The organism is Peptoniphilus sp., from assembly GCF_050943655.1.
Lineage (GTDB): Bacteria > Bacillota > Clostridia > Tissierellales > Peptoniphilaceae > Peptoniphilus_A.
Window position 1 is genome coordinate 1 of the sequence record NZ_JBMNPQ010000034.1, and the last position, 15345, is coordinate 15345.

At 34.5% G+C, this 15345-nt stretch carries 15 protein-coding genes; 10 read left to right on the top strand and 5 right to left on the bottom strand.

Annotation, left to right across the window (positions count from 1 at the left end; translation table 11 throughout):
• Positions 1 to 372 precede the first annotated feature (372 nt).
• The 3 genes from ACOX6R_RS04605 to thiC all read left to right on the top strand — a co-directional run bounded on the left by ACOX6R_RS04605 (position 373) and on the right by thiC (position 3246).
• Positions 373 to 1491 carry an S-layer homology domain-containing protein gene (locus ACOX6R_RS04605; protein ID WP_433447737.1) on the top strand — a complete coding sequence of 373 codons (1119 nt, stop codon included), beginning with the start codon at positions 373 to 375 and terminating at the stop codon, positions 1489 to 1491.
• Positions 1492 to 1517: 26 nt separating this feature from the next.
• Positions 1518 to 1718: a hypothetical protein gene (locus ACOX6R_RS04610; RefSeq protein WP_433447739.1), complete on the top strand. Its 201-nt coding sequence runs from the start codon at positions 1518 to 1520 to the stop codon at positions 1716 to 1718.
• Between the two features lie 199 nt (positions 1719 to 1917).
• Positions 1918 to 3246 (top strand): phosphomethylpyrimidine synthase ThiC, encoded by a 1329-nt coding sequence (gene thiC, locus ACOX6R_RS04615; RefSeq protein ID WP_433447741.1) that lies wholly within the window; start codon positions 1918 to 1920, stop codon positions 3244 to 3246.
• Between the two features lie 44 nt (positions 3247 to 3290).
• Here the strand turns inward: thiC and rlmH are convergent, their stop codons facing one another.
• The 4 genes from rlmH to ACOX6R_RS04635 all read right to left on the bottom strand — a co-directional run bounded on the left by rlmH (position 3291) and on the right by ACOX6R_RS04635 (position 5635).
• Positions 3291 to 3770, bottom strand: coding sequence for a 23S rRNA (pseudouridine(1915)-N(3))-methyltransferase RlmH (rlmH, locus tag ACOX6R_RS04620; RefSeq protein ID WP_433447743.1), 480 nt, complete (start codon positions 3768 to 3770; stop codon positions 3291 to 3293).
• Positions 3770 to 4270, bottom strand: a complete 501-nt coding sequence (gene tpx, locus ACOX6R_RS04625; protein WP_433447745.1) for a thiol peroxidase — start codon at positions 4268 to 4270, stop codon at positions 3770 to 3772. The genes rlmH and tpx overlap by 1 nt, the downstream gene beginning before the upstream one ends.
• A 131-nt stretch (positions 4271 to 4401) precedes the next feature.
• The gene (locus ACOX6R_RS04630) at positions 4402 to 4941 is read right to left on the bottom strand and encodes a nitroreductase family protein (protein ID WP_433447746.1); all 540 of its coding nucleotides are present in this window, start codon (positions 4939 to 4941) and stop codon (positions 4402 to 4404) included.
• 1 nt (position 4942) lies between these two features.
• Positions 4943 to 5635, bottom strand: a complete 693-nt coding sequence (locus tag ACOX6R_RS04635) for a DUF188 domain-containing protein (protein WP_433447748.1) — start codon at positions 5633 to 5635, stop codon at positions 4943 to 4945.
• Between the two features lie 158 nt (positions 5636 to 5793).
• Between ACOX6R_RS04635 and ACOX6R_RS04640 the strand changes: the two genes are divergently transcribed.
• The 7 genes from ACOX6R_RS04640 (at position 5794) to ACOX6R_RS04670 (ending at position 12794) form a co-directional block, all read left to right on the top strand.
• The gene (locus tag ACOX6R_RS04640; RefSeq protein WP_433447750.1) at positions 5794 to 6843 is read left to right on the top strand and encodes an LCP family protein; all 1050 of its coding nucleotides are present in this window, start codon (positions 5794 to 5796) and stop codon (positions 6841 to 6843) included.
• Between the two features lie 193 nt (positions 6844 to 7036).
• On the top strand, positions 7037 to 7915 hold the full coding sequence (locus tag ACOX6R_RS04645; protein ID WP_433447765.1) for a DUF2232 domain-containing protein: 879 nt from the start codon (positions 7037 to 7039) through the stop codon (positions 7913 to 7915).
• A gap of 1 nt (position 7916) precedes the next feature.
• A complete protein-coding gene (locus ACOX6R_RS04650; RefSeq protein ID WP_433447753.1) occupies positions 7917 to 9902 on the top strand; it encodes a DHH family phosphoesterase in 1986 nt (661 codons plus the stop codon).
• A complete protein-coding gene (gene rplI, locus ACOX6R_RS04655) occupies positions 9903 to 10352 on the top strand; it encodes a 50S ribosomal protein L9 (RefSeq protein ID WP_433447755.1) in 450 nt (149 codons plus the stop codon). It abuts the gene before it with no gap.
• A gap of 13 nt (positions 10353 to 10365) precedes the next feature.
• On the top strand, positions 10366 to 11712 hold the full coding sequence (gene dnaB, locus ACOX6R_RS04660) for a replicative DNA helicase (RefSeq protein ID WP_433447757.1): 1347 nt from the start codon (positions 10366 to 10368) through the stop codon (positions 11710 to 11712).
• Between the two features lie 405 nt (positions 11713 to 12117).
• Entirely contained in the window at positions 12118 to 12489 is a 372-nt protein-coding gene (locus ACOX6R_RS04665; RefSeq protein WP_433447759.1) for a hypothetical protein, read from the top strand.
• Complete coding sequence (locus tag ACOX6R_RS04670; protein WP_433447761.1) at positions 12486 to 12794, top strand: hypothetical protein; 309 nt, start codon at positions 12486 to 12488, stop codon at positions 12792 to 12794. Before ACOX6R_RS04665 ends, ACOX6R_RS04670 begins: the two co-directional genes overlap by 4 nt.
• A 459-nt stretch (positions 12795 to 13253) precedes the next feature.
• Here the strand turns inward: ACOX6R_RS04670 and htpG are convergent, their stop codons facing one another.
• On the bottom strand, positions 13254 to 15104 hold the full coding sequence (htpG, locus tag ACOX6R_RS04675; RefSeq protein ID WP_433447763.1) for a molecular chaperone HtpG: 1851 nt from the start codon (positions 15102 to 15104) through the stop codon (positions 13254 to 13256).
• Positions 15105 to 15345 lie beyond the last annotated feature (241 nt).

A 15345-nucleotide genomic window follows, 5' to 3' on the forward strand; every position in this document is an offset into this window, starting at 1 on the left:
AAATAGATCCAAATTTAGGGTGTAACAGTAACGCTCCCTGTCGCTCTCCGTGCGAGAGCGTGGATTGAAATACTTTCTCGATATGTTCCAAACCTAGACACTGACCGTCGCTACTCGTGTAGGAGCGCCGATTGAACTATTGTTCAACTAGTGAGACTTGACTACTTTTTATGTCACTATTCAAGTAGGAGAATGCGAATTAGGATTTTAAATAATTCATTATTGTAAAATCTTTAAATAAATATTCATAAATCTATAAAATATCCATAACGTAGATTTAGATTTTATATCATTATTAAATGATTTTAGCATCCCAAAGTCCCGCAAGTTATGCTATTATTATTTGTAAGATTATTTAAAGGGGATGGTGTTTTGAAAGGTAAAAGGTTTTCTGCTTTATTACTTGCGCTTGTTATGTTTATTGGTTTTATTCCTACGAGCATTCTTGCAAGTGAGAGACTTCCTTTTGATGATGTGAAGGTAAGTAGTTGGTTTTATGAGCCAGTTAAGTATGTTTATGATAAGGGGATCATGAACGGCATGAGTTCTGATAAGTTTTTCCCAAACAAAGAAACTACTCGCGCAGAGCTTGTGACTGTTCTATACAGAATGGAAGGCGAGCCTGCTACTTCTGGCAAAAGTTTTAATGATGTGGATGCTGGTTCTTTTTATGAAGATGCTGTAAAGTGGGCAAGTTCTAATAATATTGTAACTGGTTATGATAATGGGAACTTCGGTCCAAAGGACATAATAACTCGCGAAGACTTGCTAACAATATTTTATCGCTATGCTAATTTTAAGAATCTTGATACTACAAATACTTCAAATTTTAAAAATTTTGAAGATGGAAGCGAGGTAAGTCCCTATGCTTCTAGTGCCATGAATTGGGCTATTGGCAAAAATATTTTAAGAACTGATGGAAACAATATGCTTCATCCAAAGAAGCTTTCTAATCGAGCTGAAATTGCCGATGTCATCATGAGATATTTTGAAAATTTTGCAAATAAGAAATCTAATAACAACAGCACTTATGATCTTGGCAAAAAGTTAGAGGGAAGATGGCAAGTTGTTGGAATGTATAAAAATGATTATGATGAAGATTTTTTAAATTTTAATTTTGATGATGAATATATTAAAAATAAGAGAATCGATTTTTATTATAATTCTTACATGATTTATACTCCAAACTCTGATGATAAGGTTGAAGGCGACTTAAAGATAATTTCTTACGACGAAAATACAAATAGGCTTAAGATAAAAGTTACTGAACACCAAATGTATGATTCGGACTATTTCAAAAGCAGAAGGGATTATTTTAATAACAATCCGAGATATTCAAATATTAAGACGACTCAGTTTTTGGAGAGTGAAGTTGTTACTCTTGATATGAGCACATATTATTATGCTGAGTTTTTAGAAAGTGGCACTATGAGACTATATTTAAGCGAGAATAAAGTTTTGGAATGCAAATTTTTAGAAAAGATTAAATAGTGTTAAAAACAAACTAAAGATTTATTATGGTGAAAAAATTAAAAACATCTCCTGCACAGGCTCGTGCAAGGGACAAGTGGAATGAAAATAATAAGGAGAAGAGAAAGAAGTATATTGTTAAATCGAGTGCCAAAAGATATATTAGAGATTTTGTTAAAACTGCTGAAGAAATAGAAGAGGTAGAAAAGTGGCTTGAGGAAGCTCGAAAAAATTTAAAAGTAGAATAGTTTTAAACCGAGAAAGATTTGTGGCTTCTTAATAATAGTAATATTTGACGAAGAACTTTATGAAAAGTATAATGAATGTATATGGGAGCGTTTTGCTGAGAAAAACTTCGAGTTTGACCATTGAACCTGTGGGATAATGCCCGCGTAGGAAAGATTGTACCTGACTCCCATTGGGAGTCTTTTTTATTTGGAGGTAGAGATGAACTATACTACACAAATGGACGCTGCGAAAAAGGGAATTGTAACTCCTGAGATGGAGATTGTGGCAGCAAAAGAAAATATGGACGTGGAGGAGCTTCGCGATTTAATTGCAAGGGGAAGAGTTTGTATTCCATGCAACAAAAATCACAAGTCAATTTCACCTGAAGGAATTGGTGAAGGTCTTCGCACAAAAATAAATGTAAACCTTGGAATTAGCAAGGATTCTTATGACATTGACCTTGAGCTAAAAAAGGCTCAAGATGCTATAGATATGAAGGCAGAGGCAATAATGGATCTTTCTAATTATGGAAAGACGAGAGACTTTAGGACAAAGTTAATCGACATGTCTACTGCCATGATTGGAACTGTTCCAATGTATGATGCTGTTGGATATTTGGAAAAGGGACTTACTTTTATCGAAGCAAAGGAATTTTTAGACGTTCTTCGTGCTCATGCAGAAGATGGTGTCGACTTTGTGACAATTCATACTGGAATAAATAGAGCAAATGCCGAAATTTTTAAGAGAAACGGAAGGCTAACAAATATTGTCAGCCGTGGTGGTTCACTTCTATTCGGTTGGATGTATATGAACGACCGCGAAAATCCTTTCTACGAATATTTTGACGAAGTGCTAGACATTTGCGAAGAGTACGATGTTACAATTTCTCTTGGCGACTCTCTAAGACCAGGTTCAACTCACGATGCCACAGATGCATCTCAAATTGCTGAACTAATTACTCTTGGTGAACTAACTAAGAGAGCTTGGGAGAGAAATGTTCAGGTTATGATTGAAGGGCCAGGCCATGTGCCAATTGATCAAATTAAAATGAATGTTGAACTTGAAAAGAGACTTTGCCACGGCGCGCCATTTTATGTTCTTGGACCTCTTGTTACAGACATTGCGCCGGGTTATGACCACATAACTTCTGCAATTGGAGGTGCCATTGCTGCGGCTAGTGGAGCAGACTTTTTGTGTTATGTAACTCCAGCTGAACATTTAAAACTTCCTGATGAAAATGACGTTCGCGAAGGAATTATTGCTGCAAAGATTGCCGCTCACGCAGGTGACATGGCAAAATTAAAAAATGCACGCGACTGGGACGATAAGATGAGTGCAGCTCGTCAAGAACTCGATTGGGAAAAGATGTTTGAACTTGCCCTTGACCCAGTTAAGCCGAGAAAGTATAGAGAGATGAGCACACCAGAAATTGACGACTCATGTACAATGTGCGGTGAGATGTGTGCAGTTAGAACTATGAATAAAATTTTAAAAGGCGAAGACATTGTACTTGGCAACGACGAGTATGGAATCGACGCACTAAAATAAAAATAAAAAAGGAATGGGTCCCTTTGCGAACTCATTCCTTTTTGCTATTTATGGTATGGATGATTGTTAATTATCCTAAAGGATCTATAAATCTGCTCAATTAAAATTAGTCTCATTAGATTGTGTGGGAAAGTCATTTTTGAAAAGCTAAGCTTGTAGTTTGCTTTTTCCAAGACTTCCTTTGAGAGGCCTAAGCTTCCGCCTATTATAAAGTTAATATTTGAAATTCCATCTAGCATTAAGTTTTCAATTTTTCCTGCCAGCTCCACGGAGTCAAGCATCTTTCCGTCAATGGCAAGTGCAACTGTATAGGAGCCTTCTTTAATTTTACTTAAAATCTTCTCGCCCTCTATATTTTTTACCCTCTCCATGTCCTTTTCCGATAAGTTTTCAGGACAGGGTTCGTCAGGAACTTCAATAATTTTTAAATCCACATAGGGCTTTAGCATTTTTTGATACTCTGATATAGAATCCTTTAGGCTACTTTTTTTTATTTTGCCAACAGATATTATATTTATCTGCATTATGCTAATTCTTTTGCTGCTTCTAGTGCCTTGTCAAAGTTAACTTCGTTTGTAACTTCTTCTACATATTCTGTGTAAGCAACTTTTCCGTCTTTATCAACGATTACTACTCCTCTTGCAAGAAGTTGAAGTTCGTCAATTAAAAATCCATATTTTTCGCCAAATTCTTTGTATCTATAGTCAGAAATGATGTCTGCTTTGTCGATTCCTTTAGCTGCGCAGAATCTTTCTTGTGCGAAAGGTAGGTCAACTGTAATAGTGTAGATTACAATGTCATCGCTAAGTTCTGCAGCTTTTTCGTTAAATGTTTGAGCTTGAAGTGAGCAAACAGAAGTATCAATTGATGGTGCAACTGAATAAATTACGATTTTGCCTTCTGTTTCTTTTGAATCAAAGTCTGATAAATCTCTTTTTACTGCTTTAAATTCTGGAGCAGTATCTCCAACTTTTACTTGATTTCCAACTAGTGTTACTTCGTCTCCGCCAAATTTTACTTTCATAGTATCCTCCTAAAATTTACTAATTAACTAACTATATAATTTATATCCAGTTTTTGTATCTTATAACATTTCACAAAAAATTTTTGAGTTGTAGTGATGTTTATAGATAAAAATATTTTTAAGAAACTGAGTTATTTTATAAATTTTGAAATAGCTGTGTGGGTCTTTCTTTTCTTTTCTCTTATAAAGTCATCGTCACTTGGATAACCTATGGCGATTACAAGCCTTATTCTACTTTTTGTGTCGACAATTTTTTTAAGTTCGTCTTCGTCGAACCACCCCATTATGCAAGTTCCAAGTCCAAGAGTCGTAGCCTCAGCTGTAAAGTATGCAACAGATATGCCAATGTCTATTGATTTAAAGTCTTGGTTTTTCATGGACGAGCCGATTTTTGCAGTTAGATTATAATTTTCTTCTGTCACAACGGCAAATGCATTTACATTTTTGACAAAGGAGTTCATGCCCATTCCAGTCAGTGTGTCGCGAACTTTTTTTGCCTTATCGCCAGTTACGATGTGATAAAAGTAAGGCTGAGCGTTGCAGGCAGATGGCGAAAGTATCATTGCATCGACAAGTGAATCTAAAACTTCTTCGTCGACAATTCTTTCGGGATCAAAGTTTCTGCAAGACTGTCTAACTTTTGCTATATCTATAAATTCTTTAAATTCCAAATTACTCACCCTTTAAAAAATCGTCGATATCGTAATCGAAAAAGAAATATCTTCCGTCCTTATATAGACATGGAATGCCCACATAATTATTTTCAACTATTACGTCGAAGGCCTCTTGATTGTCTCTGTGATTTAAAAATTCTTTTAAGTTTTTCATGCTAGCTGTGATGTCTATTGTTTCAACGTCTAAGTTTTTTTCTTTTACAAGCTCGATTGCTGGCGGGCAATCTGGGCAAAGGCTTGAAATATAAAATTTGTACATGTTCATCCTCCTAAGTAAATTTGTAAGAACTTCTTTAAATTTAATATCTTCTTCGCATTTTCTTTTTGGAATCTTGGAATAAATTCCATCTCTTCGAAGAACTCGAGATAGGTGTCTTTTTTCTAGAAAATTTAAAATGTTTTCGTCGTCAATAATTTTTCCACTAAAGTCAAGTACAAAAACCTCTTTGGCAAGTGCCATGGACGAGAGGCCTTTGTCGTTTGTGATTACAACATCGCCCTTTTTTGCGTTATTTACAATCCAAAGGTCTGCTGCTTCTTTTGAAATATCTACATTTATTATGTTGCCATAAAAAACATTAAAGTCCTGAGTGTAGTTCTTGACAAGGTAGAGTGGAATATTAAATTTTTGACAGACTTCTTGAGTGATTTCTCTTACTGATGCTCCGTCGGAGTCTAATAAAACTTTCATAAATATATTTTACCACAAATCTTTAGTCTTTAATTATGATAAAGAAGGAACTTGATATTTTTTAATCGTTTTAAAGGTTTAAAAGAAAGGTCTAGAAATTGCGAAAAACTATTGAAAAAAAAACTCATTTTATATAGACTTAGTAGAAGGAGGTTTCTATGAAATACGTTTATAGAATTTTTATTTTTATTACAGTAGTTTTCCTGCTTGGCGCATTGGGACTTACTTTTATTTTTTCTCCAAGAGGGGCGCAGCTGGGAAGTAATAAAAGTGAAGCTAAAAAAACGGAAGATCAGGAACCCAAAAAGGTTTCCGTTTTTGATGAAGATAAAGACATTGTACATATTTTATTAATTGGCGTGGATCAAAGTGAAGTAACTTATGTTAGCGACAACTCCCAAAGAGCAGATACCATTATGCTCCTTTCAATTGATCCCAAAATAGATAAGGTGCAAATTCTTTCTATACCAAGAGATACTTATATTAAAATAAAAGGCTACGACAATTACAAGATGAATGCCGCCTACGCAAGGGGTGGTCTTGAACTTCAAGTTGAAATGGTCGAGAACTTTTTAAATGTAGATATTGATCACTACATCACAGTTAATTACGATGCAGTAAAAGAACTTGTCGATGCAATTGGGGGAGTAGAGGTCTACACTCCAAAATATAAATACACAGATCCATCGACAATACCGCCGCTTGAAATTGACTTTGAAGAGGGACTTCATCTCTTAGATGGAGAAGATTCTGTAAAATATCTAAGAATTAGAAAGATTTACAAAAATCAGGACATAGATAGAATTAAGGCACAACAAGATTTCATAATGAAAATTTTTGACAAGATGCAGTCGCCTTCCCTAATCTTAAAACTTCCAAAGCTCGTTTCAATTGCAAATAGAAATATTGAGACAGATCTAAGCTATGGAGAGCTTGCTTTTCTTGCCTACTACGGTCTAAGCCTTGATAAGTCCGACATAAATATGACTGCCTTAGAAGGAAGTCGCTATGTGAGAAACCACATAGATTATTACAAAATTGACAAGACTTATGCACAAAGTGTTGTAAAAGACTTTACGAGCCTTCGCGATAATTATAACGAAGACGAAGACTTAAGTAACATGACTGAAGAAGAAAGAGCTAAGTATTTGGAGCAAAAAGAAAAGCTTGAAAATTTAAAAAGTGAATCTGAAACAAAATCAAATTAATTTAGAAAACACATTGCCAGGCGATGTGTTTTTTGTTTTTAGAGTTTTATAAAATTAAAAATCTTTAAATTTTTTACAATTTATAAAAAACTTTGTATTCTTTATATAATTTTGATAGTGTGGTAAAATTAACTTGTTAGGAGTTGATTGTTTGGAAAATAAGACCAATTCTCTAAGGTTTTTTAAATTATTTTTGCGCTCTATATTTATATCTTTTATAGGTGCAATATTTCCATTTATATATATTTTGTTCCCCTCGATGTTTATTGTGGAGTCACTTGACGAAGGAATATTAAAATCCATGGGAATCCTTGCACTTGTAGTGGCATTTATAAGTATGGGCATGGGAACTATTTATGGCCTTGTAGTATTTACGATTTTTGGTCCACTAATACTTATGTTCTATTATATGATTAAATCGAAAAGAACTGTTGGAGCGACGATGATTGTTACAGCTCTTACTTTTTTTATATCGGTTATGGTTTTATTCTACGCCTTTGGGATAAATGCAGAAGTCCTAAACTCACAAGAGACTTATACAAAGATAACAAGTTTTTATACAGAGTTTGTAAATAAAGCAAATATTCCTGCTGGAGAACTTGCAAGTCTCGAGAATAATTTCCACATAATGTATAGGACATTTTTACAAAATCTGCCATCGATTATTATAATAACATCACTTATAATGAGTTATATAACCTACACTACAGTGGGTAGAACTTTAATAATGAGGGGCAGAATAATTATACAGCCATCAAGTTTGGAATTTTTAAGAGTTCCACAAAACATTGTGACATTATCTGTTGTGACATCAATTATAATTTATCTACTTGGTTCGTCCATTGGAGATGGAGCTAAGGTTTTTAATATGAATCTTATTAACATTACGGGATTCTTTTTATTTGCAACAGGTCTTGGAGTTTTAAAGTATGCCATGACAAGATCGAGACTAAATAGATTTGTGCAGGGCATTGTAATTTTACTTGCCATTATGGTTTCATACATCCAGATTTTTGTTGCTGTAATAGGTGCAATTGATTATATTTTTAATTTTAGAAAGTTAAGGAACTAGCATGGATAATAAATTTAAAATCAACGAATTCTATTTATATTTTATTTTCTCAAGCTTTATAATAATTGCTCTTGCTTTTTCAAAGCCGGGGCTTGCTGTAATTGCTCTTATTGCAATGGCATATGTTTATTATGTCACTAAGAAGAAGATTGAAAATAAAAACCAAGAATTTTTAAAATATTTGGAGAGCTTAAATGACAAGTTTGAGTCTCTTACTAAAAAAGTAATTTTTAATATGCCATTTCCATTAGTTGTAACTGATGAAAATGCAAAGATAATTTGGTACAACACACCCTTCACTGAGCTATTTGCAGACGAAAAGGTTATGAACGAGGACTTTTCAAATTTAATTTCTGATTTTGATATTGAAGAAATTATGGAAAAATCAGCTGATGAAAAATTTGTAGTTAGCATTAATGAGAAGACTTTTGAAGTTTATACAAATATAGTTGGATCTCAAGATAATGCCAATGTGCTATTTTACTTTGTAGATAATTCAGATTATGAAAAGCTAAAGGAAAAATACGAAGATGAATATCCAATAGTTGCAAAAATCGAAGTCGATAACTATAGCGACGCAATGGACTCTGCACCAAATCAGGTAAGGCCACTTTTAAATGCAGAGATCGACTCGACTATTAGAAATTATTTTGAAGAATACGACGCTCTTGTCAGAAAAGCTGACGAGGATATGTACCTTGTAATCATGAATTTTAAATCTCTAAAGGCTATGAAGCAGAAGAAATTTGACATCTTAGACGACCTTAGAGAACTAAATAGAGGAAATTCAATTCCAATAACTCTATCAATTGGCGTTTCGTCCTATGGACTTAACCTTAGAGAATCATACCTTGAGGCAGACTCTTCACTTGACCTTGCACTAGGTCGTGGGGGAGACCAAGCTGTTGTAAAAATCGAGGACAATTATGAATTCTTTGGTGGAAAATCTAAGGCTGTTGAAAAGAGAAATAAAGTTAAGTCGAGAGTACTTGGAATCGCTCTAAAACAATTAATCGATAGAAGCGACACAGTCTACATCATGGGACACAAAAATCCCGACATGGACGCCATTGGAGCGGCAATAGGTTGCCTTCGTGCAACAATGAATAGAGAAAAAGAGGGATTTATCGTGCTAGATAAGTCCAATCCATCAATCGACAATTTAATGGACAGAATGAAGGAAGAGGAAGAAGAGCTCTACCAAAAAATAATTTCTAAGGAGACAGCTCTTTCAAGAATAAAACATTCATCTTTAATTATAATGGTGGATAATCACAAGCCTTCCTTTACAGAGTGTCCAGAGCTTTTGGAAAAGACTGGTCAAATCGTCGTAATAGATCACCACAGACGTGGCAAGGAATTTGTTGCAAATCCAGTTTTAACTTATGTTGAGCCCTATGCATCTTCAACTTGCGAGCTTATAACAGAGATGCTAACTTATATGTCCGAGGACTTAAACCTAACTCACTTTGAGGCAGATGCTCTTATGAGTGGTATAGTAGTAGATACTAAAAACTTCTCCTACCAAACAGGAGTTAGAACTTTTGAAGCTGCATCAATTTTAAGAAGAGCAGGAGCCGACATGATTAAAGTTAAGGCGCTCTTCCAAGACGATTTTGACACATTGATTTATAGAGCAGAAGTAATTCACAATGCAAAGATCGTTCATCAAAACATTGCGGTCTCAAGGTTTGATAGAGCAGCAAATAATTCTGTACTAGTTGCGGCACAAGCTGCCGATGCACTACTTGACATTAATGGAGTTGACGCATCTTTTGTGTTAACTGTTGATGATGGCAAGACTCACATCTCTGGCAGAAGCAGGGGAAATGAAGTTTCTGTTCAGCTAATTCTTGAAAAAATTGGCGGTGGAGGTCACCTTAACATGGCTGGTGCACAACTTGATACGACAGATTTAGACGAAGCAGAAAAGACATTAATAGGTGCAATTGAAGAATATTTAAAAGAAAACGAAAGAGAGGATTAAATGAAATTAATATTAATAAAAGACGACAAGAACTTAGGTAAAAAGGGAGATATAATTCAAGCAAAGACAGGTTATGCTAGAAATTATTTAATGCCAAACAAAATAGCAATTGAAGCTACAAAAGAAAATCTAAAGATTTGGGAAGAAGAAAAGAAAGAACAAGAAAAAATCGACAGAGAAAATAAACAAGAGGCACTTGAGCTTAAGAAGAAGATTGAAGAGAAAACTCTAACTTTAATGGCAAAAGCTGGCGAAGGCGGAAGACTTTTTGGAGCAATCACTTCAAATGACATTGCAAAAGCGCTAAAACAAGAATACAAAGTAGAAGTTGACAAGAAAAAAATCGAACTTTCTGAAAATATCAAAGAAGCAGGAATGAAGGAAATAAATATTAAATTATATCCTGAAGTAACTGCAAAATTAAAATTAAACGTAAGACCACAATCTTAATAAGAGGGATTAAATGGAAGATGTAAATTTAAACACTGAAAATTTAAGAATGCCTCCCAATAACTTGGAGGCGGAGCAGTCAGCTCTTGGGGCAATGATGCTTTCAAAGTCTGCCATAACAAGCTCCATTGAAATTCTAAAGACCAGTGACTTTTATCAAGAATCACACAGAAAAATTTACGAGGCAATATTAAATGTGTACAATCGCAACGAGCCAGCCGATGTAATTACAGTATCTGAAGAATTAAAAAAGACTGAGTCCCTTGATGAAGTTGGGGGAATAATTTATCTTGCAGAACTTACATCTTCTGTTACTGCAATATCAAATATCGAAAGTTATTGCAAGATTATTAAGGAGAAGGGGATACTTAGAGATTTAATTGGAGCATCAGATAAAATAATATCTGCTGCATACTCTCCTGATGCAGAGGTTGATCCGATAATAGAACTTGCGGAAAAATCAGTTTTTGACATCACGCAGGATAACACTCATGAGGGTCTTGTAAATATAAGAGAGATTGCCCTTGACTCCTTTACAGATCTTGAGAAAAAGGCGCAAAATCCAAACGCACTTACAGGACTTACGACAGGATTTACTGACATCGACAGAAAAATTTCAGGACTTCAAAAGTCTGATCTTATTCTTCTTGCGGCAAGACCATCAATGGGTAAGACTGCTCTAATGGTAAATATTGCGACAAACGCAGCGCTAAGAGGCGGAGCATCTGTTGCCATATTTTCACTTGAGATGAGTAAGAACCAACTTTTCCAAAGAATAATTGCATCCACTGCCCATGTGGATCTTCAAAAAGTAATAAGCGGTGACTTAAACGAAGATGAGTGGACAAAGATAATTAACGCAATGCCAATTATCTCAAACTTAAACATCCAAATCGATGACACTGCTGGGATTTCGCCACTAGAGCTTAAGGCAAAGTGCAGGAGAATGAAAGTTGAAAAGGGACTTGATCTTATTGTAATCGACTACTTGCAACTTATGCAGATGAGTTCAAAGTCTGAGTCAAGGCAGCAAGAAATTTCTGCAATTTCTCGTAACTTAAAGGCAATTGCAAAGGAGCTTGACGTTCCTGTAATTGCACTTTCACAACTTTCTCGTGCGCCAGAACTTAGAACTGATCACAGGCCAATCTTATCTGACCTTCGTGAATCTGGGGCAATCGAGCAGGACGCAGACATTGTAATGTTTTTATATAGAGATGAATATTACACAAAAGAAGAAACTGAGAAGCCAAACATTGGCGAGGTAATAATTGCAAAACACAGAAACGGTCCAACAGGAAGCGTTGAGCTGATGTTTAAAAAAGAATTTACAAAGTTCTTGAACTTGCAATATGAATAGAAGAGGGATGACGTCTATTGATATTGTATTCAAAGCTCAAAAAATCTTATCTCATTACAGAAACTGGAAAGTTCATACTCTTGCAAATCTGAAAATCGCAAACTCGCTTAGGCTCAAACAGTGCGATTTTCGGGCAATTTGCTTCGAGTTGAACTTTCTGCAATTTCTTCCATAGGATAAGATTTTTTTAGAGCTTTTATACTTTGCAATAAATTTATAGAAGAGGGATGACGCCTCTTTTTTTCTTGACATAATTTTTATGCGGAAGTACAATAAAATAAAGTTGATATGAAATCGACATCAGTGCAGAAGCATTAATTTTTTGTTTTTTAATTATACTCATGAAGGTATATAATTTCTGGAAAGGAAGTTATATGCCTTTTTTTAATTTTTAAGGAGGTACATATGGCTTGTTTTATAGTTCCTGCTACTGAAGCAGTGGTTACAACAATGGTTGAAAAGTTTGCAAAGGGAAAAGAAAGTAAAGAAGATTCTGATAAAATTAAATTTTCTACTAAACTTTCTTGGTTAAACAAAATGTTGTGGGGAGGTTCAGTTCTTCTTGCCTTTGAACATATTTGGCATGGAGAAGTTGTTCCATTCTTCCCATTTTTAACTGCAGTAAAAGATGGAAATACGGCAAAGATGCTTGGCGAGATGAAAAGCGTTGGAGTTACTATGGCTGTAGTTGTAACTTTTGCGTGGTTTATTATGGTTCTTGTATCTAATGCAATAGAAAATAGAAGGGCGCAAGAAAGCGAAAAGGTAAGTCTATGACACTTTTAGTTACAATTTTTGCGGCAGTTATTTCTACAATTGTTTGGTACAACAACCCTAAAAGAGACGAACTAAAACTTTCTATGCTCGTTTTCATGTACTGGGGCGCATCACTTATGTGGGGTGTCGATGCAGTCTTTGAATATATTGAGCTTGGAAGCGAGTACTTTAATCCAATGCCACTTGATATGTTAAACGACTTCTTCCTTGGTCTATCTGCAGTTGCACTAGGTCTTGTCATCTGGATGGTTGCAGTACTTGTAAAAGATCCTAAGGGAGTTATTAGAAAAAAATTAGTTAAATAAAATTTTTAAAGCTATTTTTTGAAGTAGCTAAAGATGTAGACAAAGCTCAAAAAATCTTATCTCATTACAGAAACTGGAAAGTTCATACTTTCGCAAATCTGAAAATCGCAAACTCGCTTGTGCTCAAACAGTGCGATTTTCGGTCGATTTGCTTCAAGTTGAACTTTCTGCAATTTCTTCCATAGGATAAGATTTTTTTTAGAGCTTTGTTACTTTGTCATTATTTTGAGCTACTCATTGAATTAGCTTTTGTATTTATAAAAAGCTTTTATTAGTCGAATAAGACATACTTTGAATGGAGACTTAGACTATTGGCTTTTTATTGCAATGTTTATTGTGAGTATTTGAGTTATAATTTTAAATAATTTGCAAAATAAAAAAGCTCAGAAATTCTGTAATGATATAAGAATCGCTGAGCTTGTATTAATTTTTGCTATATTAAATAGAATATTAAAAATTTTACATAAGTTTATTTATATCGCGAGCAAAGGCAATTGGGTCTTCGATTTCAAGGCCTGCCATTAGTCTTGCTTGGTTATAAAGTATATTTGTGTATGTCTTAAAGAGTTCGTCGTCCTTGTCCTTGTACTCTTCTAGTTTTTCAAAAGCTGGGTGGTTTGGATTAATTTCCAAAACTTTTTCGGCAACCATTCCTGGGTTTCCTGGCATATTCTTTAGAGTTTTTTCCATTTCGATAGAAATTTCTCCGCGGCTTGATAAAAATGATGCGTCGTTTTTAAGGCTCTTATTTTCTTTTATCTCTACGACTTCATCTTTTAGGATGTCTTTCATCTTTTTAATTAAATCAGAATCTTTTTTGTCAGCTTTTTCATCGTCTGTTGAAGTTTCGGAGATTGATTTAAATTTCTTATCATCATACTCTTGCAACACTTTAATCACAAATTCATCAACTGGGTCTGTAAATACTAAAACTTCAAAGTCCTTGTCCATGAAAGATTTTATCTGTGGAAGCTCTTGTGCAGCCTCCGGTGAAGATGCATTTGCGTAGTAGATAAATTCTTGCTCTGGCTTAATTCTCTTCATGTATTCAGAAAGAGTTGTAACTTTATCCTTAGTTGATGGGAAGATGAATAAATCTTTTAGCTTATCTGCGTTTTGTCCAAAGTTTTCGTAAGCTCCAGATTTTAAAACTACGCCAAAGTTGTCGAAGAATTCTTTGTACTTATCTCTGTCGTCTTTTAATAGTCTCTTTAGTTCTTCCAAAACTTTCTTCTCAATATTTTTTCTAATTAAGTCGAGCTCTCTTGTTTTTTGGAGCATTTCACGAGATATATTTAGTGAAATATCTTCAGAGTCGACTACACCTTTTACAAAAGATAGGTATGGTGGAAGAAGTTCTTCGCATCTATCCATAATTAGTACGCCGTTTGAATAAAGTTCAAGGCCGCGCTTGCTTTCGATGTTAAAGAAGTCATAAGGTCTTCTTGATGGGATATATAGTATTGCCTTAAAAGCAATCATTCCCTCGACGTTAATGTGGATGTGAGAAGTTGGATCTTCAAATCCAAAGTGTCTTTGTCTAAAGAACTCGTTGTAGTCTTCGTCTTTAAGTTCATTTTTATTTTTTCTCCACATTGGAACTGCTTGGTTTAGCACGTCGTCTTCGCGGTAAGTTTCAAATTTTGGATCTTCCATAGTGGAGTCTTCTGTCGGTCTTTTCTTTTCAACATTCATCTTGATTGGATATCTGATGTAGTTTGAATAGTGGGAGACTAAATCGCGAATCTTGTACTCGTCTAGGAACTCGTCATAATTGTAGTCCTCACTATTTTCTCTTAAGTATAGAGTAATTGATGTGCCGTGATTTTCTTTTTCGGCATCGCTAATTTCATATCCATCTGCACCTTTTGATGTCCACAAATGAGCTGCATCTTCTTTATAAGATTTTGTCAAAACATCAATTTTATCTGCAACCATAAATGCAGAGTAAAATCCTACTCCGAACTGTCCAATTATTTCGTAGTCTTCAGATTTTTCGTTAGCTTTTTTAAATTCTTCTGAGCCAGACTTTGCAATTGTACCTAGGTTTTCGATTAACTCCTCTTCAGTCATTCCAATACCGTTGTCTTCAATTGTTAGAGTTCTCTTTTCTTTATCGGGAGTAATTCTTATAAAGTATTCGTCGTGATTAAATTTAACCTTATCGTCGTTAAGGGCGATGTAGTACATCTTGTCCATGGAGTCGCTGGCATTAGATATTAGTTCTCTTAAAAATATTTCTTTATTCGTATAAATTGAATGTATCATTAAATCCATTAATCTTTCAGTTTGAGCATTGAATTTTTTCATATTTCAAATCACCTTCCAAATATTATTAGCACTCAAACAAGTGTATTGCTAATAACAATATATAACTTTTCTCTCCTTTAGTCAAATCATTCTTAAAGAATTTAAAAATAAATTAAAGCGTAAGGCTCTTTGTAAATAAATTTGATTTAAGGCGATGAAAATTAAATTAATAATGGAAAGGCAAGGGATAAAAATAAATTATGTGAAGAATTGGAAGATAAAAATAAATAAGGTGGAGACT

Coding starts and splice junctions, on each gene's coding strand:
- rplI (WP_433447755.1), top strand. CDS start 9,903: ATGAAATTAATATTAATAAAAGACGACAAGAACTTAGGTAAAAAGGGA.
- ACOX6R_RS04640 (WP_433447750.1), top strand. CDS start 5,794: ATGAAATACGTTTATAGAATTTTTATTTTTATTACAGTAGTTTTCCTG.
- ACOX6R_RS04635 (WP_433447748.1), bottom strand. CDS start 5,635: ATGAAAGTTTTATTAGACTCCGACGGAGCATCAGTAAGAGAAATCACT.
- dnaB (WP_433447757.1), top strand. CDS start 10,366: ATGGAAGATGTAAATTTAAACACTGAAAATTTAAGAATGCCTCCCAAT.
- ACOX6R_RS04665 (WP_433447759.1), top strand. CDS start 12,118: ATGGCTTGTTTTATAGTTCCTGCTACTGAAGCAGTGGTTACAACAATG.
- ACOX6R_RS04610 (WP_433447739.1), top strand. CDS start 1,518: ATGGTGAAAAAATTAAAAACATCTCCTGCACAGGCTCGTGCAAGGGAC.
- htpG (WP_433447763.1), bottom strand. CDS start 15,104: ATGAAAAAATTCAATGCTCAAACTGAAAGATTAATGGATTTAATGATA.
- tpx (WP_433447745.1), bottom strand. CDS start 4,270: ATGAAAGTAAAATTTGGCGGAGACGAAGTAACACTAGTTGGAAATCAA.
- ACOX6R_RS04650 (WP_433447753.1), top strand. CDS start 7,917: ATGGATAATAAATTTAAAATCAACGAATTCTATTTATATTTTATTTTC.
- thiC (WP_433447741.1), top strand. CDS start 1,918: ATGAACTATACTACACAAATGGACGCTGCGAAAAAGGGAATTGTAACT.
- rlmH (WP_433447743.1), bottom strand. CDS start 3,770: ATGCAGATAAATATAATATCTGTTGGCAAAATAAAAAAAAGTAGCCTA.
- ACOX6R_RS04670 (WP_433447761.1), top strand. CDS start 12,486: ATGACACTTTTAGTTACAATTTTTGCGGCAGTTATTTCTACAATTGTT.